The 24,050-nt window shown below is 43.9% G+C and carries 21 protein-coding genes; 13 read left to right on the top strand and 8 right to left on the bottom strand.

Annotated elements, in window-relative coordinates; translation table 11 throughout:
• The first annotated feature begins 8 nt into the window (after positions 1 to 8).
• The 3 genes from glmM to SporoP37_RS07890 all read left to right on the top strand — a co-directional run bounded on the left by glmM (position 9) and on the right by SporoP37_RS07890 (position 3,489).
• Positions 9 to 1,358, top strand: a complete 1,350-nt coding sequence (gene glmM / locus SporoP37_RS07900) for a phosphoglucosamine mutase (RefSeq protein WP_085430688.1) — start codon at positions 9 to 11, stop codon at positions 1,356 to 1,358.
• 124 nt (positions 1,359 to 1,482) lie between these two features.
• The gene (locus SporoP37_RS07895; protein WP_158233552.1) at positions 1,483 to 3,102 is read left to right on the top strand and encodes a diguanylate cyclase; all 1,620 of its coding nucleotides are present in this window, start codon (positions 1,483 to 1,485) and stop codon (positions 3,100 to 3,102) included.
• A gap of 15 nt (positions 3,103 to 3,117) precedes the next feature.
• Positions 3,118 to 3,489 (top strand): response regulator transcription factor, encoded by a 372-nt coding sequence (locus SporoP37_RS07890; RefSeq protein WP_335698078.1) that lies wholly within the window; start codon positions 3,118 to 3,120, stop codon positions 3,487 to 3,489.
• Between the two features lie 66 nt (positions 3,490 to 3,555).
• On the opposite strand, the gene SporoP37_RS07885 is transcribed toward SporoP37_RS07890, so the two are convergent.
• Together SporoP37_RS07885 and SporoP37_RS07880 are read right to left on the bottom strand one after the other, a co-directional pair.
• Positions 3,556 to 6,387 carry an ATP-binding protein gene (locus SporoP37_RS07885; RefSeq protein WP_085430686.1) on the bottom strand — a complete coding sequence of 944 codons (2,832 nt, stop codon included), beginning with the start codon at positions 6,385 to 6,387 and terminating at the stop codon, positions 3,556 to 3,558.
• Between the two features lie 247 nt (positions 6,388 to 6,634).
• Complete coding sequence (locus tag SporoP37_RS07880) at positions 6,635 to 7,075, bottom strand: YtoQ family protein (protein ID WP_081243142.1); 441 nt, start codon at positions 7,073 to 7,075, stop codon at positions 6,635 to 6,637.
• Between the two features lie 98 nt (positions 7,076 to 7,173).
• Here SporoP37_RS07880 and SporoP37_RS07875 point away from each other — a divergent pair, with 98 nt between their 5' ends.
• Positions 7,174 to 7,368: a YwbE family protein gene (locus tag SporoP37_RS07875; protein WP_081243141.1), complete on the top strand. Its 195-nt coding sequence runs from the start codon at positions 7,174 to 7,176 to the stop codon at positions 7,366 to 7,368.
• 42 nt (positions 7,369 to 7,410) lie between these two features.
• On the opposite strand, the gene SporoP37_RS07870 is transcribed toward SporoP37_RS07875, so the two are convergent.
• Positions 7,411 to 7,734 (bottom strand): YbjQ family protein, encoded by a 324-nt coding sequence (locus SporoP37_RS07870; protein ID WP_081243140.1) that lies wholly within the window; start codon positions 7,732 to 7,734, stop codon positions 7,411 to 7,413.
• A 255-nt stretch (positions 7,735 to 7,989) separates the two neighbouring features.
• Here SporoP37_RS07870 and putP point away from each other — a divergent pair, with 255 nt between their 5' ends.
• Positions 7,990 to 9,471 carry a sodium/proline symporter PutP gene (gene putP, locus SporoP37_RS07865; RefSeq protein ID WP_081243139.1) on the top strand — a complete coding sequence of 494 codons (1,482 nt, stop codon included), beginning with the start codon at positions 7,990 to 7,992 and terminating at the stop codon, positions 9,469 to 9,471.
• 54 nt (positions 9,472 to 9,525) lie between these two features.
• Here the strand turns inward: putP and SporoP37_RS07860 are convergent, their stop codons facing one another.
• Both SporoP37_RS07860 and SporoP37_RS07855 read right to left on the bottom strand, forming a co-directional pair.
• Complete coding sequence (locus SporoP37_RS07860; protein WP_085430685.1) at positions 9,526 to 10,521, bottom strand: NADPH:quinone oxidoreductase family protein; 996 nt, start codon at positions 10,519 to 10,521, stop codon at positions 9,526 to 9,528.
• An 89-nt stretch (positions 10,522 to 10,610) separates the two neighbouring features.
• Complete coding sequence (locus tag SporoP37_RS07855) at positions 10,611 to 12,839, bottom strand: S-layer homology domain-containing protein (protein WP_158233551.1); 2,229 nt, start codon at positions 12,837 to 12,839, stop codon at positions 10,611 to 10,613.
• 148 nt (positions 12,840 to 12,987) lie between these two features.
• On the opposite strand from SporoP37_RS07855, the gene SporoP37_RS07850 reads away from it, so the two are divergent.
• Positions 12,988 to 14,172, top strand: coding sequence for a MalY/PatB family protein (locus SporoP37_RS07850; protein WP_085430683.1), 1,185 nt, complete (start codon positions 12,988 to 12,990; stop codon positions 14,170 to 14,172).
• 61 nt (positions 14,173 to 14,233) lie between these two features.
• Here the strand turns inward: SporoP37_RS07850 and SporoP37_RS07845 are convergent, their stop codons facing one another.
• The 3 genes from SporoP37_RS07845 to SporoP37_RS07835 all read right to left on the bottom strand — a co-directional run bounded on the left by SporoP37_RS07845 (position 14,234) and on the right by SporoP37_RS07835 (position 16,740).
• Entirely contained in the window at positions 14,234 to 15,424 is a 1,191-nt protein-coding gene (locus SporoP37_RS07845; RefSeq protein WP_085430682.1) for a class I SAM-dependent methyltransferase, read from the bottom strand.
• Positions 15,425 to 15,446: 22 nt separating this feature from the next.
• Entirely contained in the window at positions 15,447 to 16,178 is a 732-nt protein-coding gene (gene nfsA, locus SporoP37_RS07840; RefSeq protein ID WP_081243134.1) for an oxygen-insensitive NADPH nitroreductase, read from the bottom strand.
• 94 nt (positions 16,179 to 16,272) lie between these two features.
• The gene (locus tag SporoP37_RS07835) at positions 16,273 to 16,740 is read right to left on the bottom strand and encodes a nucleoside deaminase (protein ID WP_099662694.1); all 468 of its coding nucleotides are present in this window, start codon (positions 16,738 to 16,740) and stop codon (positions 16,273 to 16,275) included.
• A gap of 183 nt (positions 16,741 to 16,923) precedes the next feature.
• On the opposite strand from SporoP37_RS07835, the gene SporoP37_RS07830 reads away from it, so the two are divergent.
• From SporoP37_RS07830 to SporoP37_RS07800, 7 genes are all read left to right on the top strand, one after another.
• Entirely contained in the window at positions 16,924 to 17,625 is a 702-nt protein-coding gene (locus SporoP37_RS07830) for a VOC family protein (protein WP_158233550.1), read from the top strand.
• Positions 17,626 to 17,679: 54 nt separating this feature from the next.
• Positions 17,680 to 18,948 (top strand): GTPase HflX, encoded by a 1,269-nt coding sequence (gene hflX / locus SporoP37_RS07825; protein WP_081243131.1) that lies wholly within the window; start codon positions 17,680 to 17,682, stop codon positions 18,946 to 18,948.
• Positions 18,949 to 19,216: 268 nt separating this feature from the next.
• Positions 19,217 to 20,077 carry a DUF6612 family protein gene (locus SporoP37_RS07820; RefSeq protein ID WP_085430680.1) on the top strand — a complete coding sequence of 287 codons (861 nt, stop codon included), beginning with the start codon at positions 19,217 to 19,219 and terminating at the stop codon, positions 20,075 to 20,077.
• Between the two features lie 297 nt (positions 20,078 to 20,374).
• Positions 20,375 to 21,325, top strand: a complete 951-nt coding sequence (locus SporoP37_RS07815; RefSeq protein WP_081243129.1) for an ABC transporter permease — start codon at positions 20,375 to 20,377, stop codon at positions 21,323 to 21,325.
• On the top strand, positions 21,318 to 22,268 hold the full coding sequence (locus tag SporoP37_RS07810; protein ID WP_085430679.1) for an iron chelate uptake ABC transporter family permease subunit: 951 nt from the start codon (positions 21,318 to 21,320) through the stop codon (positions 22,266 to 22,268). The genes SporoP37_RS07815 and SporoP37_RS07810 overlap by 8 nt, the downstream gene beginning before the upstream one ends.
• Positions 22,265 to 23,026: an iron ABC transporter ATP-binding protein gene (locus tag SporoP37_RS07805; protein ID WP_085430678.1), complete on the top strand. Its 762-nt coding sequence runs from the start codon at positions 22,265 to 22,267 to the stop codon at positions 23,024 to 23,026. Before SporoP37_RS07810 ends, SporoP37_RS07805 begins: the two co-directional genes overlap by 4 nt.
• A gap of 22 nt (positions 23,027 to 23,048) precedes the next feature.
• Entirely contained in the window at positions 23,049 to 24,011 is a 963-nt protein-coding gene (locus SporoP37_RS07800; RefSeq protein WP_085430677.1) for a siderophore ABC transporter substrate-binding protein, read from the top strand.
• Positions 24,012 to 24,050: the final 39 nt, after the last annotated feature.

The following is a 24,050-nucleotide window of genomic DNA, read 5'->3' as shown; positions in this document are numbered from 1 at the left end:
TACAAAACATGACACAGTATTTTGGAACAGATGGCGTCAGAGGTGTGGCCAACACGGAACTAACCCCTGAACTTGCATTTAAATTGGGCAGAATCGGCGGTTATTTATTCACTAAAGAAGCAGCTGAAAAGGCAGAAGTGCTGGTGGGAAGAGATACTCGCATTTCTGGCTACATGCTTGAAAATGCATTGATTGCGGGGTTATTATCTGTCGGCGTAGAAGTAATGAGGCTCGGCGTCATCAGTACACCTGGCGTGGCGTATTTAACACGTGTTATGAACGCGCAGGCAGGCGTCATGATTTCCGCATCGCATAATCCCGTGGAAGATAACGGGATCAAGTTCTTTGGAGAGAATGGTTTTAAATTGACCGATGCACAGGAAGAAGAGTTTGAACAGCTTCTTAACGCAGAGGAAGATACATTACCGCGCCCGGTTGGCGGTGAAGTCGGAACGATTACAGAATACTTTGAAGGCGGTCAGAAATATATTCAATATCTAAAACAGATAGTGGATGAAGATTTCGAAAATATACATGTGGCTCTAGATTGCGCGCACGGGGCGACTTCTGTTTTGGCGACGCATCTATTTGCTGACCTGGATGCAGATCTTACTACAATGGGCGCATCACCTAACGGACTGAACATTAATGACGGAGTTGGATCTACTCATCCGGAAGCACTTGCGGCACTTGTCGTTGAAAAGAATGCCGACATCGGACTTGCTTTTGACGGGGACGGGGACCGTCTGATTGCAGTGGACGAAAAAGGTAATATCGTAGACGGAGACCAAATCATGTTTATCGTGGCACGATATTTACATAGTAAAGGCAGATTAAAATCTGATACCATTGTTTCTACCGTAATGAGTAATCTGGGCTTTTACAAAGCGCTGGAAAAGTTCGGGATGAAGAGTGTGCAAACTGCCGTAGGTGACCGGTATGTCGTAGAAGAAATGCGTAAAAATGAGTATAATCTGGGCGGCGAGCAATCCGGCCATATTATCTTCATGGATTATAATACAACCGGGGACGGCTTGCTGACGGCCTTGCAATTGGTTAATATCATGCAGCAGACAGGCAAGAAACTGTCTGAGCTGGCGAGTGAAATGACGGTTTATCCTCAGAAATTAGTAAATATCCGAGTGGCTGATAAATATGCGGTGATGGATAATGCGCGAATTGTCAGTGTCATCAATGAAGTAGAAAAGGAAATGGACGGGCAAGGAAGAGTTCTTGTGCGCCCTTCCGGTACAGAACCGCTTGTACGTGTAATGGTCGAATCCGAGACAGAAGCACAATGTATCGAATATGCAGAGCGGATTTCACAAGCAGTGAAAGAAGAGATGGGTCTGGAATAACCAATTATGTTAGCCGGTAGAGATATATTCTATCTTGCCGGCTTTCTTTGTATACAGAGAGAATACTGGGGATATGAAGTAGAGGCCGAATGGAAGATGCTTCCGCTGAACGGGGGGAATGAGAATGAGTCAAAAAAAGTATCAAGATATGCTCGCGCAGCGAACAGAGAATATCTTTGACGAATGGGAGAAACGCGGCAGTTTAACGGAGAGAGAGTTATATTATTTCCTTCATAAATTAAAAGGAACGTCCGGAACGATAGGGTTACAGCAGTTATCTCTATTTTGTGCTTCACAATTGGAAATTCTGTCGTCATCCAATGATCAGAAACTGCCCGTCTCTTCACTGGAAAACTTGAAAAATCGTATTCGAGCGTATTTCGATAATACGATCGCTGTGAAAAAAGATGAATTCCAATTGCCGGATCGCTATGTAAACCGTCTGGATCAGGAAACCTTCATTTTGATTATTGATGATGACCTGGAGTTTGTCTCTTATTTAAAAGAATTACTGGAGAAACTGGGAGCACAGGTCATTATTTCATTGAACGGCAAACGCGGAATTGAGCAATTTTATTCGATGAGACCCGGTATTGTAATTATCAATGCGAAGCTGCCTGATATGACGGGCTTTGAAGTGCTGGATCAGATTGCAGAACCGGCCAGACAAAAGAATACGACACTGGCTATTTCCAGCGAAGATGCGACGAAGGAAGTTCAAATCGAGACATATCGCCGCGGCGCAATGGATTTGATTCCGAAACCCTTTGATATGGATGTCTTTTTCCCTTATTTGTTCAATCGGCAACAGCGGCAGCACGCGATCAGCAGCAGTATGATTACAGACAGTCTGACGGGTGTCGGTAACCGAAGACATTTTGATGATATTATCAATAACTTGGCGAAAAATGCAGATCAATCGGAATCAGCTTTTTCTCTTGTAATGGTGGATCTGGATCACTTTAAACAAGTAAATGATTTATATGGACATCCGGCGGGCGATGAAGTACTCCGGAAGTTTGGCGAGATCATTCGGGAAGAGAAGCGTGAAGGTGATTATGTATTCCGTTATGGCGGAGAAGAATTCGCTATGCTGTTTTCTGGCATCCGTGCAGAAGAGACTGTGCATGCAATAGACCGCATTCGAAATAGATTTAATGAGCAAATATTCACATCGGATGAGCAGAAGTTTCAAGTAACGTTTTCAGCAGGGAGTGCCACGTACGAAGGCGATACCGCAGAATTGATATCAGCTTCGGACCAGGCGCTTTATGAAGCGAAACGCTCTGGACGGAATCAGACAATAATTTATGATCAGCGAAAAATTGCAGTGAAGCGCAAATTAATCGTTATCATTGTCGACGACGACTCATTTATCAGACAGATTCTCCAGCAGACGCTGCTTGGGTTGAAGTCTGCCGATATTGATATTACCGTCAAGACGTATGCGGATGGTCCTGCATTTCTTGAAGATGACTGGTATAGTCCTGATGCGTATTTTATCATTCTGCTGGATGGAGTTATGCCGAAAATGGATGGTCTCGAAGTCTTAAGCCGTTTAAAGAGTGACCATGCCAAAACGAACGTTACTGTTTCCATGATGACAGCCAGAAAAAGTGCCAATGATATTAAAGCTGCACTCTGGCTTGGCGCAGATGATTATATCATTAAGCCTTTCCAGCCGTCAGAAGTTTTAGGGCGCATAGATAAATTAGCAGCCCGTTTGTTTGATAAGAGGGAATAGAGAGGAGGCCCCCTGTTGACGTATGAAATGAAAAAAGTGTTAGTTGTAGATGATGAAGAAATCTTGCGAATGCTGCTGACTGATACATTGGAGTTTGAAGGATTTCAGGTGGAAGAAGCGGAGGATGGTCTGGAAGCCTTTGAAAAGATACAAAGCAATCGGTATGATGCCATTCTTTTGGATTATATGATGCCGCGTATGACCGGTTTGGAGTTATTGGAGCGACTGCAGCCGATGGAGCTCGATGTTCCTGTAATTATGCTGACAGCGAAAGCACAGCAAACTGATCAAGATACAGTTATGGCTATGGGGGCTTCTCATTTCGTCCCTAAACCGTTCAGCCCGAATGAACTGACTGAATTAGTGAAGTCGCTACTCAAAGACTGAAATTATGATATGAAAATTTGCTTGAACAATAAAAAGAACGTCCCTCCAAAGCGGGGGACGTTCTTTTTAGTTATTTTCAGGATATAGTATTCTACCATCCGGACGCTCTAAAGTTTGCAGGACAGTTGCAGACAAGTTACCAAGCGGATAAGGTTTTGTAAAATAATCATTAATATCAAATTGCTCCATTAACTGAGGTTCTTTTTCGAGTGCAGAGGAAATAATGATAGGGATCGTTTTCGTTTCCTCGCGTTCTTTCATTTGACGGATCAGATCCCAGCCGTCTTCACCATTTTCAAGCAACAAATCAACAACGACTGCAGCAGGACGCATCTGCTGTATGCATGTAAATGCTTTGTCCACTGAAGAATGATGTATGATCGAAAATCCATTGCTTGATAACTCTTCGCCGAGCAGTAACGCGATATTTACATCGTCTTCCACTACAGCTATCAGCGGTTTATCAGATTGGATATGTTCCTCAGGCAACATTTGTATAAGGGGAAGTGAGAAGAAAATAGTTGTTCCTGAATTTTCTTCTGAATCCACCCATATTTGTCCGTTATGATCTTGAATGATTTCTTTGCAAATAGACAAGCCGAGACCTGTACCGCCTATTTTCCTGCTATAGCTGTTATCAAAACGGTAAAACTTCTCGAATAAATGGCCGATAGTTTCTGCTGGAATTCCGATTCCTTGATCTTTTATAGAGACGACGACTGAGTCTTGCTGATTAAAAAGGGTAATATTGATCTCGCCGCCATCTGGAGAAAATTTAATTGCATTCCCAATCAGGTTCAAAAATACTTGAAGAATACGGTCGTGATCTCCTTTGATGCTGGATGAACAAGTTACGTCTTGAAGGATAATCTTGTGCAGCTGTGATTGAATCGGCAGCTTATTTACTGCTTCTATTGAAATATCACCAACGGAAATTTCCTCCATCTGATACGTTTGGCGTCCTGATTCCATACGCTGAATGTCCAAGAAGTCATTAATTAATGCGGTTAGCCGGTTTGCTTCACCGTGAATGGTCTCCAAATAGCGTTTTTTACGCTTTTCATCCATATCTTTATATAGTAATAATTCTGAGAAGCCGAGAATACTGGACAAAGGTGTACGTAATTCATGGCTGACCGTTGAAACCAGCTCGGTTTTCATTTTATTAACTTCATGTTCATGTGTAATATCACGATGCACGAAAATTGTGCCCACTTTTCTGCCTTGAATAATAATTGGCACACTATAGACGTTCATGACACGAGATTCTTTAGACTGCAGTGTAAGTATATAGGTGTTGTTCGTATGGCCAGCTGATTCCGTATCAAGTGTTGTATCCAGGAACTGTCGGTACTGAACAGGATCATCAATTTGCTGTAAGAAATACTCAGTCCACTCTTCACGCGGCCACGCTTTGTCTTCTGATTCGGGTTCCATATCCAACAGCTCAAATAAAGCGGCATTATATTTATCCTCTTCGTCTGTATTGGAAACAAAACGGATTCCTTCATTGATATTGTCCAAAATACTTTGATTCAGCTGCCGTTCGTGGATAATTAACTCGTATTGATCGACTCTGTCTACAGAGAGGGCAATGCGCTTAAGCAAACTGTATAGATCTTTTTGGTCATCTTCTGTAAAAGGCTTGCCAATCCGGGATTGAATGGTGATCACACTGAGTTCGTTTTCTGCATTGAATATACCGGACACGAAGTCATAAACATATGTGATCTGTTCAGAGATTCCCTTTTCATAATCTGCTTCTCTTTTGATCACAAAATAAGGTTCCGTATTCAGCCGTTCCTTAAAATAGTTTAAACGCTCTTCTTTTATCTCGCTGAAAAATGTATCAGAGATTCCTTTTAATGAATAGATGTCTCCTTTTACAAACAGCAGGAGACTCAGGTCAGGCTGGAAAATATGATTTAAATAATCAGCTGTTTTCATGCATATTTCCCGCTTATCCAATGAAAATGAAAGAAGGTGACCCAGGCCGTTATAACGTTCAAGGCGAACGCGCGAAAAACGTGCTTCCGACAAGGCGAATTCCATTTTCGTCTGCCGGTTGAACAATTCGGCCTGCTGTGTAATCAACTCTTCATTTTGAGACAGAACTTCCTGTTCGTTCATTTGGATACGCTGCATCATCTTGTAAATAGATTGTGAAAGTGCGCCGATTTCATTGTCCCTGGCGATAGGCTGAAATAAAATTTGTCCTTCCGTTTCATACTGGTCGACTGCACTTGTTATTTTTTCTACCGGCCGTACTACTCGTTTGATGACATTCCATACCGTGTAAATGGGAATGAGCAAGAATGCAAGGCCGAGAATGGTAATAAGTAAAAAGTATATTTCTGATTGCTTTTTGGTTCGTTCATAGGCTTGCAGCAGTTCTTCTTTTGCGATGATATCGTATTCATTGGCATAGTGAATAAAGCTGTTTACCGATTGATTCGTTCCGCCCTGGGCTAAGTTGCGCAGTCCCTCATAATCGTTATCTTTAATGAATTGAATAGCTTTTGGAAGTGTGGTCTCTTCGTAATCTATCATAAAGCTGTCAATTTCCTGGATAAGTTCCTTTTCTTTAACGTTAAGAGGAAGGGATTTAAATTGTCTTGAATAAGTATGTACATCTTGAATTGAAAGATAAGCCCCATTCAGTTCTTCTTCTATTTGAAATGCATAATAGCCACGGATTCTGAAAAATACATCTTGGATAGAGTCGGAAAGCAGTTCGACTAATCGGGCTTTCTCAAGTGAATCTTGCTGCTCTTCTTCCAAGTCATTCCATGAATTATTCACATATGCATACATGCCGCCCATTCCGATTACTGCAATGACTAACGAAACGATAAATATTCGTATGTATTGCTGCCGGATGCCTCTTTTTGACGCCATTCGATTGCCCCTTCCTGACTGCTTTTATACTTCTATTCTACCACTTGACAAGTATATATGGTGACAGAATTTTATTGAAAAGGAACGTTTGAACCATATTATTTAATTCAAAGGGATAAGAAAGGTTGAAACAAGCAGTGATTATTTCGGCGCAGCATTGTATAGGGAATTTTGAAATAAAAAAGGAAGACATCCTAAATTCCAGGATGCCTTCTGTGTAATGAAATAACATGGATGTTTGTATGGATTATTCAAAGATATATTTAAGTGCACAAACTGCCTGATCTACCGATTCGACGGTGACATGGGCTTTTCGGGAAAGTTCTTTTAACGGGTGATGATGTTTTTCCTGACGGATCAGAATCAGCGGTTTGCCGAATGCGACTGCGGCGCTTGCATCCATTGCGGTATTCCATTGTTTATACTCTTCCCCGAACAATGCAATGACGACATCTGACTTTTTCATCAGGATTTCAGTTCGCAGGTTGTTTAGGCTGGAAGCTGCCGCATCTTTGAAAATATTATCCGGCTGTTCTCCCAGAATTTCTTCTCCGATATTGTCTGAACGGTCATGATCTTCCATAGGTCCGACAAAATCAACAGGTAATTGAAGATTTTTGGCTTGCTCTTTGACTTCATCCCGCCAAGACGTGTGAATCTCCCCAGCCAGGTATACTGTTAATCGCATAATAACCCCTCCTAGTTTGATAGCCTTTATTGTATCATGCTTGTCCGTTTCGTACAGCAGTGTGCTACACTGGATAAAAAAGAGGAGCGAATGAACTTATGAATGGACAGAATCGGGCAGATATCAAGCCGGGATTGCATGTGGCAATTATCTTGAAAAAAGATCAGCGCAGCGGCGTGAAGACGGAAGGTATTGTTAAAGACTTATTGACGAAATCCAGTTTTCATCCGCATGGCATTAAAGTTCGTTTAGAGGATGGGCAGGTTGGCCGGGTGGCAGAAATATTAGAATGATACAAGAAGAGAGGTGAATATCGCCTCTCTTTTTGTATGGAGTTATTCGCCTTCGCGGTAGGTGACAGCAGTTCCTGTAGCAATGCACATCATCATGCCTTCACGCACCATTTCAAAGTCCAAGTCCACACCAATTACTGCATTTGCTCCCATAGCAGACGCTTTTTGGGACATTTCATCCAGAGCAGTCTGACGCGCTTCGGTCAATTTGCTTTCGTAAGCTGCACTGCGTCCTCCTACGATATCCGTAACAGATGCAAAGATGTCACGGACAATATTTGCCCCCATAATGGTTTCTCCTGATACGATGCCGTGATACGTTTCAATAGTTCGGCCTTGCAGTGTATTCGTTGTCGTGTGTAACATGCAAATTCCTCCTTTGGTTTGTATGTATACGTCATGGCGGATAGAAAAGTTTCATAATAGTTTGCAATAAACTGACTGCCGGGCCGGCAGGAAAGGACTTTTGCTGGCACTGTTCTTTTACTTTGTCAGTTCAGGTCATTTCCCGGGCAATTGTATCAGATCATGTAGTTCATTCATACGTTTCTTTTTATTTTTGTTCAAAGAGTGCTATCCATCAGGTAGAATAGGTATATTGATAGTAAAGGAGGGGATTGTATGACGGAACAAACATATCAGCTCATTGCGATTATTATGTATATGGCCGCTATGCTGTTCATCGGCTGGTATGCCTTCAGACGCACATCCAATCTGACGGACTACATGCTCGGCGGAAGGTCGCTGGGTCCGGCAGTCACTGCGTTAAGTGCCGGTGCTTCCGATATGTCGGGATGGCTGCTGATGGGTCTTCCGGGAGCAATTTATTTGAGCGGGCTCGGAGAAGCATGGATTGCCGTCGGGCTGACAATTGGGGCTTATTTAAACTGGCTGTTTGTGGCACCGCGTTTGCGCGCCTACACGCAAGTTTCGAATAACTCCATTACGATTCCGAGTTTTTTGGAGAACAGATTAAAAGATACCTCCCGTTTACTGCGAGTGGCTTCTGGCATTATTATCTTAGTGTTCTTTACATTTTATGTATCATCCGGGATGGTGGCAGGCGGGAAGTTCTTTCAAAGTTCATTCGGGCTGGAGTATCATACGGGCTTGATTATTGTGTCGGCGGTCGTTCTGGCGTATACATTATTCGGTGGTTTCCTGGCAGTAAGTTATACAGATTTTGTGCAAGGTCTGATTATGTTTTTAGCTTTGGTGCTGGTGCCTTCAGCAGGCATTATTATTACCGGGGGCTTTGCAGAAACAGCGGCCAGCATTCGGGAGGCAGATCCCGCATTATTTAATTTTGTATCCGGTGTGAGTGTGGCAGGAATTATCTCTTCTCTTGCCTGGGGGTTAGGATATTTCGGACAGCCTCATATCATCGTCCGTTTCATGGCGATTAAATCGGTGAAAGAGACTAAAAGTGCAAGACGAATCGGAATCGGATGGATGTTGCTGAGTCTGATGGGCGCGATTGCGACTGCATTAGTCGGTATCGCATATTTCCAGCAAAACAGCACAGAGTTAGCCGACGCAGAAACGGTCTTTATCGTTCTGGGGCAAATCATCTTTCATCCGCTGATTGCGGGAATCATGCTGGCTGCTGTACTGGCCGCTATTATGAGTACTATCTCGTCTCAATTGATCGTGACATCTTCCGCATTGATCGAGGACTTGTATAAAGCGGTGTTCAAATCCAATGCATCGGATCGGCAGTATGTATTCCTGGGCCGTGCGGCAGTGCTGTTCGTGACAATTATTGCGATGGTTCTGGCATGGCCGAATAAAGAATCCGTGTTAAAACTGGTTTCATTCGCATGGGCTGGTTTTGGCGGAGCATTTGGCCCGATCATCCTGTTATCTCTGTATTGGAGAAAACTGACTGCCAAAGGCGCTTTATTCGGAATGGTTGCGGGTGCGATTACAGTCGGTGTTTGGGGGAATATTAAATTCCTTTCCGGTGCGTTGTATGAAATCGTTCCGGGGTTCATCATTTGTCTGTTAGTTGCATACGCAGTCAGTCTGGCGACCTATAGACGCCATGAAGTAATTGAAGGCGAGTACGATGAAACAATGAAATTGCTTGAGAAAGAAAGATAAATGTAAAGAGCCATCCATGCCGCAATCATATGTGCATGGATGGCTCGTTTGCTTTTACACTAATTTGACAATGGTTCTGCCGCGTGCCTGACCTTTTAATAAAGTCGGAAGGGCAGCGGGCAGTTGTTCCAATGAAATTTCCTCCTGGACGAGCTGTTCTAAATCTGCAAGTTTTAAGTCCGTCGCTAAACGTTCCCAAACTTTCAGGCGAGTTTCCATTGGACAGTAAACAGAATCGATGCCGAGCAAGTTCACGGCACGCAGGATGAACGGAAATACGGCTGTCGGGACTTTCGTGCCGGCCGTTAAACCGCTGACTGCCACAGAGCCGCCATACTCGATTTGGCTCAGCAATGATGCAAGCGGTTCGCCGCCGACCGGATCAACCGCGGCGGCCCATTTTTGCTTTCCAAGTGCGCGGATTTTCCCGTCATATACTTCTTCGCGGGGGATGATGGAAGCAGCGCCGAGCGATTTCAAATACTCATGTGCCTCTTCTTTTCCTGTACTCGCTTCCACTTCATAGCCAAGCTTCGCTAAAAAGGAAACCGCAAAACTGCCGACTCCGCCTGTTGCACCGGTTACCAGCACTTTCCCTTTGTCAGGGGACAGACGATTTTCCTCTAAACGCTGAACGGACAAAGCAGCCGTGAAGCCTGCTGTTCCAATAATCATCGCTTCTTTTAATGAAATTCCAGCGGGAAGGGGAACGACCCACTCCGACTTTACCCTGGCATATTCGCTGTATCCCCCGAAATGTGATACGCCGATTTCATAGCTGGTTGCGATAACTTCATCACCTTTTTTGAATCGCTCATCCGTTGAAGATTCGACAACACCAGCCAAGTCAATGCCGGGTACCATCGGATAAGTTTGTACGATGTTGCCGTCAGGAATCGCAGCTAAACTGTCTTTGTAGTTGATGCCCGAATAGTGGACGCGAATCACTACGTCTCCTTCAGGCAAATCATCCAATGAAAGCTGCTGAACCTGTACTGAAAAATCTTCGTTTTGCTTGTCTGCAATAAGTGCGTTAAATGTAAGAGTCATATAAATCTCCTTCCGTGTATAAATTTCATCTTGCTGTATATATCGTAACGCAGTTATTTGACGGCTTCAAAGTGAAAGGCTTATCGCACTCACAATGCGTCAGTTACTTCTTTCCCTTTTGGAAGGTACTCGGATAACCCGATATCCTTCAGACCGTTTTTAATCTTTGTCGTGTAGCCTAGTTCTTCATTCGACAGGAACGTGGCTTTGGAAATGATCAGCTGCTTCAGTGTCGGCAGGTAGCTCCGATCAATTTGCTGCCAAAGCTGATAGGAGTCTATCAAATCTTCGAGTGTCAAATGCTTATAGTCTTCGCCTTTAAATGAGAGATCCGGTGAGATGCGATACCAAATATCTCCATTGTCCCGAATCCACTTATCTTTTTGCAGGACAATTGCCTGCTGAATACTGCGGGCTGTTTGAAGATAGCGCCAGTCTCCAAATTCCTGATAAGACATAAGTAAAATATTCATGCCGCCGAGCGCATGGTTCATTGAAGTATGTGTCGTAACCTGTTGCTTGATCGGGAAATAGTCTGCAATGTAATAGGCATTGCGCGCAACATTGATCGTATTGCCTCTTCGTTTCTGTGATACGAGTAAGTCTGCATAATGACGAAGAGGTTCCTTTGCATCAGGAATCCGAAATTCGCTGCCGATATTATAATAAAACAAGGCAATCTGTTCATTGAATCTTGTGTCGATGAATGGCGCGTGTATGTCATACAGGTTTTTGAGATACGTGCTCGTCACTTCTGTTTCCCAATAGGCTGTATCTTTCTTGAAATTTTTCAAATTGACGAATGCATTATAGACGAGGTCTTCAAAATAACGCCCTTTATTTTCGTGATAAAGAGTTAATGCCCGGTCTTCTTTTAACATCAGTAACGTCCTGCCATAGTTTTGACCGGAAGCAGGCGTAGGTTCTGTTGAATCTGCCAGTTTGTTGTACGGGCCGTCCGCAGTGTACCAATTATTGCGCTTTTTATGATTCTGACTGGTTTCCCTCATCCATTTGAAAATAGAGTCCTTGGAATGGAACAGTTTTTGATCGGAATCAACATACCAATGATCGGCTATTTCATCGGGATCTGCCTGTAATGTATAGGAAGACAATAAAGTTTTACCCGCCAGTGCGTAAGTAAAGTTCTCCTGTTCATCAAGCAATTCACGCGAGACGCTTTGTTCACCGTTGTCATACCGAAGAGATAATGGTTTGGAGCGATAAGCCTGGCCTATCATCCGTTCTTCGACTGTCCCGTCTGATTTAATGAAGCGAAGCACTCCTGTCGGATATGTCGTCATGTCCGCATCAGTCAGATCGGTATTCTTTCGCATTAGCGGATAACGGTCGTACCGGTATAAATCAAAATGTGTAACATCGGATTCTTTTTGCAGAATCTCTATGGAAATCGGAATCTCTGACTGATTGGTCAGCTTTGAAAAGACGAAGACATCATTGTTGTGCAGCTGACGGACAGTCAGTTCAATTTCTGCGTCATTCTCACCTATAGTGTAGGTATATACCGTATCGCGTGCAAAGCCGTAATCGGTTTGTGAATAATCTTTAAATGTAAAAGTTTTTTCAGAACGCAAATAAAGAGGATGAGAAGTGAACGGGACACTTCCCAAGTTCATTTCTGGATCACTTTTTATATAGTCTGCAGACTCTTTCGCCTTTGACAGATTGTAGTGCTTCGGTTGTTTAATGCGATTAGTTTGCACCAATATCCTGTGCAGGGCTTTCGCGAAATACGCCCTGGAAACGACGGAATCCCCATGATGAAGAAAGTCATCCATATGAAGAAATGTAAATACGGGAATGTTCTCCAGCGTGGACCGATCTGACCGGGACGGCCATATTTCGGACAGGAGATCACCGCCGTTACTCTTCAATTCAAAAGCCGCGATGAATGAATCCCTCAGCTGGGTGTTTGTAATCGGTTCATCAAAGCCGAAAACGCCGGGGCTGCTAGGCTGGATCCATCCATTTTCAACAGCCGTCCATGCAAAGAGTTCTTTGTCGGATCCCCGTTTGATGTCGGAGAAGCCGAAAGAATTATCTGAAGACTGTAATCCAAAAATTTTAGACAGTGAAACTGCGGCTTGTCCTTTTGTCAGCGGGGATTCAGGATGGAATTGCATATCGAAATCCCCTGTGATGATTTTCATTTCATCCAGTTGCATAATCTCATTTTTAGCCCAGTGATGATCAGGCACATCTATATATTTAACATCCGCCGCTGCCGCGCTGACAGACAGAGCGGAACCAATGAACAATAGTACGGAAAGCATAAAGATAGAATTCCATTTTCTCACCAACATTACCTCCAGCTGAATTTCATTGCGATAGTATAGTATACCCCAAATAAAATCTTAACGGCAACGGAGGAAGCGAAAGAGCACATATGTTACAATCGGAGTAGAATGACAGATGGGAAGATTGAGAACATTGGGGGGTATCAGAATGAACAAAGAAGAATTTTTAGAGCGTTATGCGATTGAACGAAGAGGTACGAACTCACTGAAGTGGGACAAGCTGGAGGAACGGTTCGGGGATGCGGACTTGCTTGCGGCTTGGGTCGCAGACATGGAATTCAAAGTGCCTGAGCAGGTAGTGGAAGCGCTGAAAGAGAAAGTAGATTTTGGAGTGTTTGGCTATACATACGCACCGGATTCTTATTATGAAGCATTTATTAATTGGGAGAAGGAACGTCACGGCTATGAAGTGAAAAAAGAATGGATGCGTTTTTCAACAGGCGTCGTGACCGCATTGTACTGGTTCGTCAATGCATTTACGAAACCTGAAGATGCTGTCATCATTCTGTCTCCTGTGTACTACCCGTTCAGTAATGCAGTAAAAGATACAGGCCGCACGCTTGTGAACAGTGAGCTCGTCAATACAGACGGTGTCTATACAATTGACTTTGAAGATTTCGAAAGGAAGATCATCGATAATGATGTGAAGTTATTCATTCACTGTTCACCGCATAATCCTGTAGGCCGTGTCTGGACGGCGGAAGAAGCGGAGAGGCTATTGTCGATTTGCGATAAGCATGACGTACTGATCGTATCCGATGAGATCCATCATGACATGACATTCGGTGATCATACACATATTCCATCCGCGATCGTGGCGGACGGGAAGTATTCAGAGCGTATGGTGACAGTGACGGCTGCCTCCAAAACATTTAATCTGGCAGGCTTGCTGACATCACAAATCATTATTGAAAATGAATCATTGCGTCAGCAGTTTGATGCGTTTGTGAAGTCTGTGAATCAGACAGAAGTGAATTTACTAGGTATGACAGCTTCCGAAGCAGCTTACCGGCACGGCGCAGACTGGCTTGACGGATTGCGTGCGGTCATCAAGTCGAATGAACGTTACGCAGTGGAACAATTCGCTGCCCATGCTCCGGAAATAGTCATCACACCGCTTGAAGGGACCTACCTATTATGGATTGATTTGCGTGCCTATATCCAGCCCGACGGCGTAAAAGAATTTGTTCAGGATACATGTAAACTTGCTATCGATTACGGCGAGTGGTTCGGAGAGAAATCTAAAGGATTCATTCGCTTAAACTTAGGAACAGAGCCCCGTCATATTAAGCAGGCGGTCGACAGCATCATCGGGCATCTGCCGCGGCCATAACAAAAACGGATCGCCGGAGCGTCAATTTATGACGCTTCGGCGATCCGTTTCTTTCTATCTATTATACAATGCTGTCATCTGCCGGGAGGAACCCGAGCAGCGGCTTGAGTTCTTTCTCCAAGAACGGCTTGGCCTGCAGCATCGTACGAAATGCCGTATAACGGGCAATTTGCTCTGCATTTGGCTGTTTATCGTTTCGGTATGCGCGAATCAATATATTTTTCGGCGTATGCTCCATATCAATGAATTCAACAAGCTGTGCCTCGTAGCCGACCAAAGTCAGCAACTCTGCACGAATCGAATCGGTTGCCAATGCGGCAAAGCGCTCTTTTACTAACCCGTGCTGCAGCATGACATCAAGCGCAGGGGACTGCAGTTGTGAAAACAACTCGTGCTGACAGCAGGGGACAGATAAAATAACCGAAGCGCCCCAGTTGACTGCTTTGGCGAGCGCCATATCAGTTGCCACGTCGCAGGCATGCAGCGTAACGACCATATCAACCGCCGTATCCCCGTCATATTCATTAATATCGCCCACTAGAAACTCCAGCTGATCGTATTGCAGATCACGTGCAATTTCCTGACATTCTTCAATGACTTCTTTTTTTAGATCCAATCCTGTGACGCGGATATCCAATCCTTTTTCAATCCGCAAGTAGTGATACAGTGCAAATGTTAAGTAGGATTTACCCGAACCGAAATCCAGGATGCGGATTGGACGGTCTTTCGGCAAGTGGGAAAGAGTATCATTGATTAATTCAACGAAACGGTTAATTTGACGGAACTTGTCGTGCTTTTGATTTTTGACTTTGCCTTCCGGGGTCTGGACACCCAGTCTGACAAGAAACGGGTAGGGCGTTCCTTCATGCAGTGCATAATTTTTTACGCGGTTATGTGCATAATCCACAGTCTTTTCTGTATCCAGAAAAATCCGCTTGATGGAAACTTTCATCTTCTTTGAAATCTGAATCTGCATCGTTTCATTCGTCAGATCAATATGGAATTGTTTATAGTTTTCCAAAGCTTGCTGCAAAGGCTGCGCCACATCTTCAAGCATAATATTTTCATGTTTCAGTATCCGTTCATGCTGATATTCAAATTGAACATGATAGGAACCTTTTAGATCAAGCGGCTTTAACTTAATTCGTTTTACTTCATTGGATTTCAATCGCGGCCGGCTAATCGTCGCCCGGATGAATGATCCGTCTGTCATGCGTCGCTGGAGCAATTCCAGTACGTCATCTACTGACATGATGTGACACTCCTGTCTGTCTTCAGTTCAATAAGAAACCTTGTTTTTGCAGGAAAGCCTGAATTTCTGTGCGTTTTGGCGCCTCGAGAAAATCGGCCATCTCTTTTGTCCAAGTAGCTTCGCGCTGATTAGAATCGCGGCTCGCGTAATATTCTTTCATAATCTCGTCGTATGCCGGCAATAAATCATTGTACTTTTCTTCGTTATACGTATTTTCATGCAGGACGGCCTCTATCGGCAGACGTGGTTTTACGCCATTGGCTTCGTTCGGTACGCCGATGGAAAGTCCGAATAACGGAACTACGCCTTTTGGCAATTCCAGTACTTCCGAAATTTCCTCCATAGCATTACGGACACCGCCGATATAGCAAATGCCGTAGCCTTTTGACTCGGCTGCGATGACTACATTCTGCGCGAATAAACCTACATCAATTGCGCCGACCAATACATTTTCCGCTACTGTGTAGTTAATTTCCTGGCCATTCAGCCGGGCGGCATGAGACAGCCGGTTATAGTCCATACAGAAAACGAGTACAGCACCTGCAGTATAGAACTGACGGCGGTTTTTCGATAGTTCCGCCAGCTGTCCCCGCTTGTCTGTATCCGTGACATACAGTACCGAGCAGGCCTGCACGAAGTGTGAACTTGCTGCGTGCTGTCCTGCTTTAACTAGTTCCATCACCGTTTCTCTTGTAATCGGTTCATCTTTATAGCGCCGAACCGACGAGTGCGATGTTAATAAATCGATAACCATACAATCCCTCCGCATTCATTCTGCCCGGGAAGTATACATTCCCGAAACTCTTCTTTTATCCTACACTATTCTGACCTTTCAGGAAACACAAAGCTCACTCGGGCTGCTGCAGATTCCACTCGATAAAAGGTTTCTCCGCACCTGGGATCCTTTTTTGGATGAACGGAACAGAACGTTTTTCGGGCGGCAGCTGCTGATCAGGAAAGAATTCTTTCACTGGATTCGTAAAACCTGCTTCTTCAAATGCTTGCTGTTTGCTGCAAGCATAGTAAATTGCCCCAAGCTTCGCCCAGTACGATGCGCCAAGACACATCGGACAAGGTTCTCCGCTTGCGTACAATACGCAGTCAGACAAATCAAGTGTCTGCAATGCAGCACATGCTTCTTTTATCGCCAATAACTCGGCATGCGCAGATGGATCACATGTAGAGTTCACCAAATTAGTGCCAGAACCGATAATTTCCCCATCTTTCACTATAATGGAAGCGAACGGCCCGCCGCCATCCGCCGCATTTTTAACTGCCATCTCCACCGTATGCGCAAGCCATTTCTCATGATTCATATTGTTTCCTCCTGTCGAATAGGCAAATTCCCCGGGAAATATTGTCCGGAAACCTGTATTCATCATACAAAAAAATCGTATAGGAGACAAAATATTCACGGACAGTAAAGGCGGGGGATGACCGGCAGGCTTGCGAGGTTTGGTATGATAGGGGGACGATCAATGAGAAAGGAGAGCCTTACTATGAAACTGGATCACATCGTGTATTTTACTAATGATGAAATAAATGAGGTAGTGAACGAACAGCATGCAAAAGGGAACTGTGCCGCAGCGGGCGGACGGCATGAGAATTGGGGAACAGCGAATGCTTTATTGTATACGGATAATGCGTATATTGAGTGGCTGACTGTAGAGGAAGAAGGCAAAGCCAGGGCCGCCGCTGCCGATCAGCCGCTTATCGCACAATATTTTCATGACCGGCAATACGGAGACGGCTGGGCGACGGTATGCTTTTCCGTGCCGGATATAGAGCAATGGAAAGAGGAGCTTGACAACAAAGGCTTTACAACCACTGATGTTCTTCCTGCCGCAAGAAGAACAGCTGACGGAAAGGTGCTGCGGTGGAAGATGCTGTTTATCGAACAGAGCGTATCGGTTGAATTACCGTATCCGTTTTTTATTGAATGGGAGGAATCAGAAGCAGAGCGGATGGAACGTCTTGAAAAAAACGGAGCCCGCACTGCCGTTCACCGGCAGCGCCGGATTTCAGAATGTGTATTTCACGTAGAAGACCCGTTGCGCGAAACAGGCGAGTGGGCAGTGTTATTATCGCAGAAAGCCGGAGACGATCATGATATCCGCATAGGCGACGTCGTGTTTCGTTTTATCGAGAAGCAAGCTGCTGCACAGCGCCTGGCGGAGATTCATTTCTCGTCAAACGGTTAGGCGGCGGCACGAAGGGTAAACTATGTATAAAGATATGTCAGGGAGGATGCCAGCATGGATGTGTTAATTGAAAAAGCCGTAATTGTCGGCGTGCACGAACAGAAGGATCTGCACTTTGAATATGGAATGGAAGAATTGAAGAACTTGGCAGAAGCGATTGAAGTGGAAGTTATAGGAGAAGTGACGCAAAATCTTGAGAGGCGCAATCCGTCCCATTATATCGGGAAAGGGAAGATCGATGAAATTCGTGACGTATATGAGGAGACAGGTGCGAACTTATTGATATTCAATGATGAATTATCACCTTCCCAATTGCGCAATCTCGAGAGGGAGCTTGAATGTAAAATTATTGATCGCACAATGCTAATATTGGATATTTTCGCAAGACGTGCACGCAACCGAGAAGCCCAGATGCAAGTTGAATTAGCGCAACTGCAATACACGCTGCCGCGGCTTGTCGGCTTGCGTGCGTCGCTCAGCAGACAAGGCGGCGGCACGGGCGGCGGTTTACAAAACAAAGGTGCCGGTGAAACCAAGCTTGAGCTCGACCGCCGGAAGATTGAAGACCAGATTGCCAAACTGCGCCGTGAACTGGAACATGTGCGTGATCAGCGTGAAACACAGAGGAAACAGCGGGTGCGCAGCGGGATTCCTGTCGTATCCATTGTCGGTTATACGAATGCAGGGAAATCCACACTCATGAACCGTCTGCTGCAATACGCCAATGCAGATGAATCCAAAGAAGTAAGCGAAAAAGATATGCTGTTTGCTACGCTTGAGACTGCTGTACGGAAAATCCAGCTCCCGGATAAAAAAGAATTTATTCTGACAGACACTGTAGGGTTCGTCTCCAAACTGCCGCACCATCTCGTTCAGGCATTCCGCTCGACACTCGAAGAAGCGAAAAATGCAGACTTGCTGCTGCATGTGGTTGACGTTTCGGATGAAGAGCATGGACATATGATGGATGTGACCAATGAAACACTTGAAGATATTGGCGTAGAGAGTGTGCCGACGGTCAACATCTATAATAAAGCAGACTTGGCGGAAATTCCGTATCCGCGGGTGAAAGATCAGAGCATCTGGATGTCTGCAGGCGAAAACAAAGGAATTCCTGAGTTGCTGACATTGATCCAGCAAAATTTATTCCGACAGTATGTCACATGTAAATTACTGATTCCGTATGACCGGGGTGAAATCGTTTCACATCTCAATGAAACTGCCTCAATCAAAGACACTGCCTACGAAGAAGAGGGAACGTTAATGACCGTGGAAATGCCGGAAAGCGAATGTGATCGGCTGCAGGAATTCGTATTGAAGTAATTATAAGTAAAGACAAAAAAAGGGCTGCACGCGCAATGCGTGCAGCCAAATCCTTTTATCTTTATAAGAAGAGAAAGGGGGTGGGATGCTTTTAGTTTGCCCGTTTACAACAAATCTAAACCTGTTTGAAAAAAAATAAAAAGAAATCTACCGATTACTCATTTCACTTACTTGTAAAAGAGGATTGCCGGAAGGGTTCAATCATCACCTTTTCTTGTGGTTTCTGCACCGGGCAGTGAGATGAATTTATGAAAGGAGAGACATGAACATGACCAAGTGGACAGCGATGTTAACTGCAGGAATGTTGGCGCTTGTCTTGAGCGCCTGTGGACAAACCGCAGAGCCGAAGGAAGATCCGATTTCAGGAGAAACAGAGGAAGTCGTCGTAAAGAGTGACTTGACTGCCGGTGAAATCTTGGAAAAAGCGAATGCGGCTGGAGAAACGCAGCAAAGTATGCATTCTGATATGGAAATCAGTCAGACTATTCAAATGGGTGAAGAAACACAGGACATCCGCTCAATGATCGATATGGATATGATGGTGGAACCTCTTGCTATCCGTCAAACAATTAACACACAGGCTGGCGGTGAAGAAATGGCAGTCGAACTATACATGACAGAAGAAGGATTCTTCATGAAAGATCCGCAATCGGGCCAATGGTTGAAACTGCCGGATGAAATGTACGAAGAGGTAACGGGTCAAATAGCCAGTGCTGCTGAATCACCTGTGGACATCTCAATGTTTAAAGAATATGCAGAGGACTTCTCATTTGAACAGACAAACGATGAATATGTACTGACGCTAAAAGGATCGGATGAAGAGTTCAGCGCGCTCATGAATGATATTCTAAAGCAGAATACACCGGAAGGAGCCCAAGTTGCGGGAGCTGACGAAGCGGACATACACGTTGAAAAATTGGATGTCCAGCTGACAATTGATAAAAAGACCTTCTACACAAAAGAATTTGACATAGATATGATTATGACGATAGGACAGCAAGGTCAGGCTGTAGAAGTGAAACAAAACATCAAAGGCATGATGACGAAAATCAATGAGATCGATGAAATTAAAGTACCGAAAGAAATCCTCGACAGCGCGAAAAATATGGACGAGGCAATGAAGCGGTAATGGCATCGCTGAAGCTGACCACTCAAAATGAAGTGTTTGGCTTCAGCTTTTTCTATGGATGTTGTATGAAGTGCCAGCACAGGAAAAAACTGCGGATTGATTGTGAACTGCTGAACAGCAAGCAGTTTCAATGAAAGGATCCCAATTGGGAGTATCAAACCTCATTAAAAAGTGTTGATAATGATTTTCAGTTAGGTATTGACACGAGTTAGCAAACACGGTAATGTAGTTCATGAGCGAATGATAATCATTTTCATTTAAGTGAAAAAGCTCAAATATTCGATATCGGAGTTCTTCATGAAGAAACGTTATTTAATTCCAACCGTTATTCTGCTCTCCCTCCTGTCGCTGTTTGTCGGTGCAAGCCGAATCACACCAGCAGACTTATTGGATTGGCGTTCAGAAGAAACAGAGATTTTCTTAATTAGTCGGGTTCCCCGATTAGTCGCAATATTGCTTGCTGGTGCAGGAATGAGTATTGCCGGGTTGATTATGCAGCAACTTAGCCGCAATAAATTTGTCTCCCCGACTACAGCAGGTACATTAGACGCGACAAAGCTGGGAATTTTAGTGTCTATGTTAATTTTCACCAACGCAACATTATTGGAAAAAATGGCCGTGTCATTTACATTTGCCTTGATCAGTACGTTTTTATTCATGCAAATCCTGGATCGTATTAAATTCAAAGATGCCATTTTTATTCCGCTTGTTGGCTTAATGTTCGGGAATATTTTATCTTCCATATCTACGTTTTTTGCATATAAAGCAAACGTGATACAGAATATGTCGGCTTGGCTTCAAGGTGACTTTTCCATGATCATGAAAGGGCGGTATGAGCTTTTGTATATCAGTATACCGGTACTGATTATTACATATTTATATGCAAATCGTTTTACTGTGGCGGGAATGGGCGAAGATTTCTCCAAGAACCTCGGACTCGCGTATAAGCGTATCGTCAATACCGGATTGATTTTAGTCGCATTGATAACGACAACCGTAGTGCTGACGGTAGGTCTGATTCCTTTCTTAGGATTAATCATCCCGAACATCGTATCGATCTTTAAAGGAGACCATTTGCAAAAGACGCTGCCGCATACCGCATTACTTGGCGCTATTTTCCTTCTCATCTGTGACATTCTGGGCAGGGTTATTATTTTCCCATACGAGATCTCGATCAGTTTAATGGTCGGCGTAATCGGAAGCGGAATCTTCCTGTACCTGTTGTTTAGGAGGAAAGCCTATGCGTAACTCAACAAAACTATTGATCTTGCTGGCATTTTCTTTAGTGTTTTGCGGATTGTATTTATTTCAGGGATTGAACGGCAGCTATGATTATGCACTTCCTCGCAGAGCCATCAAAGTAATGGCGATGGTGTTGACCGGGGTAGCAGTAGCATACTCTACAGTCATTTTCCAGACGATCACACATAACCGTATTTTGACGCCGAGCATCATGGGGCTGGATTCACTTTATATCCTGCTGCAAACGGTTCTCGTATTCTTTTTCGGTTCAACTTCTTTTGTGCTGATCAATCAGCAATTCAATTTTATGCTGTCTGTCGGGGCAATGGTATTGTTTGCCTTGCTGCTCTATCACTTTTTATTCGGTAAAGGGAATCGGCCGATTTACTTCCTGTTGCTGGTCGGTATTATCGTCGGTACATTTTTCGGAAGCATTTCGACATTCCTGCAAGTGATGATTGACCCGAATGAATTTCTGCGTGTGCAAGATAAGATGTTTGCAAGTTTCAATAATATCAACGGGGATCTCGTCTGGTGGGCGTTTGCGATATTGGTGCTCACACTCATTATCGGCTGGCGCTATATCAATGAACTTGACGTCCTGTCACTGGGAAGGGATACAGCGGTCAATCTGGGTGTACCGTACCAGTCAGTCGTAAAGCTTATGCTGATTTTATCGGCAGTACTTATAGCGGTTTCTACTGCATTAGTCGGGCCGATTACATTCTTCGGTTTGATTGTTGCTAACCTGAGCTATCAGTTCTTCAAAACATTCAAGCATTCGATTTTAATTACGGGTGCTGCATTGATGAGTATCATCGCATTAGTCGGCGGTCAGTGGATCGTTGAGCGCGTCTTCTCTTTCTCGACTACACTCAGTGTAATCATTAACTTTGTCGGTGGCATTTACTTTATCTATTTACTATTAAAGGAGAGTCGATCCTCATGATCCAAGTTCGTGAGCTAACGAAATTTTATGGGAAAAAGGCAGTCGTCGAAAAGGTCAGTGTAAATATTCATCGTGGGAAAATCACGTCATTCATTGGACCGAACGGGGCTGGTAAATCTACTCTTCTTTCGATGGTAAGTCGATTAATGGATGCAGATACAGGTGAAGTATTTCTCGATAAAAACAAAGTGAAAGAAATGAAGTCGAATGATTTCGCCAAGCGTGTTGCGATATTAAAACAATCCAACTTTATGAATGTCAAATTGACTATCCGTGAACTTGTTGGATTCGGCCGTTTCCCGCACTGTAAGGGCCGTCTCCAAGAGGAGGATGAGCGGATGGTGAATCAGGCGTTGGAGTATATGGGCCTGACAGACATGCAAGAAGCGTATTTGGATGAATTATCCGGCGGCCAGCGACAGCGTGCATTCATTGCGATGACGATCGCGCAGGACACCGATTATATACTACTCGATGAGCCGCTTAACAACCTTGATATGAAGCATTCTGTACAGATTATGAAAATTTTGCGGCAGCTTGTTGATGATCTGGGAAAAACAGTTGTCATCGTATTGCACGATATCAACTTTGCCTCTGTTTATTCGGATCGAATTGTTGCACTGAAAAATGGTAAAGTCGTTAAAGACGGATTAACAAATGAAATTATTACATCAGAATCATTACGGGATATCTATGATATGGACATTCCGATTCAACAAATGAAAAATTGCCGTATTTGTGTTTATTTTAACTCTTAAAAAAGTGAGGAATTATACTAAAATGAAAAAACTTACACTATCCCTGTTTGCATTAATCTTACTGCTTGCACTTGCTGCCTGCGGTGGGGCAAAAGAAGAAGAAAAGCCTGCAGACAACGCAACACCTGATGATAAACCTGCAGAAGAAAGCGCAGAAGTTACAATTACTCACGAACTTGGTGAAACGACTCTTGAAAAGAATCCTGAAAAGGTCGTAGTATTCGACTTTGGAACACTGGATACATTGGACGAACTCGGAATTGAAGTAGCAGGTCTTCCACAATCAAACGTACCTGGCTACCTTTCTAAATACGAAGATGATAAGTATGAAAACTTGGGCAGCTTGAAAGAGCCTGATTTTGAAGCAATCAACGCAATGAAGCCGGATGTAATCTTCATCTCCGCACGTCAATCAGACTTGTATGAACAGTTTTCTGAAATCGCACCAACAATCTTCACGGGTGTTGACACCTCAAATTACATGGAGTCTTTCAAAGAGAACATGGGTAAAATTGCTGAAATTTTCGATAAAGAAGATGAAATGAACACGGCGCTGGCAGAAGTTGATGCAAGCATTGAAGACATTAAATCAAAAACTTCTGAAGCAGACGGCAAAGCATTAATTATCCTTGCAACTGAAGGAAAAGTAAGTGCATACGGCCCGAGCTCACGTTTTGGATTAGTACACGATGTATTCGGTTTCCAACCGGCTGATGAAAAAATTGAAGTTTCTACACATGGACAAAACATTACATTTGAATACATCCTGGAAACAAATCCTGATATCCTATTCATCATCGACCGTGATGCAGCAATCGGCAACGGTGCAACGGCTAAAGATTCAGTGGAAAACGATCTTGTAAAGAAAACAAATGCATTCAAAAATGATAAAATGGTGTACCTAAACGGTGAATACTGGTACTTATCCGGCGGCGGACTTCAATCAATCAAAGAAATGATCAAAGAAGTAGAAGCTGGATTATAAGAATTACAGAAAATCCCGTCAGACTCCGGTCTGACGGGA

The sequence above is a fragment of the Sporosarcina sp. P37 genome, assembly GCF_002109365.1.
Classification (GTDB): domain Bacteria; phylum Bacillota; class Bacilli; order Bacillales_A; family Planococcaceae; genus Sporosarcina.
Note: the sequence above shows the minus strand (reverse complement) of the source record. Positions and strands in the feature narration are given on the sequence as shown.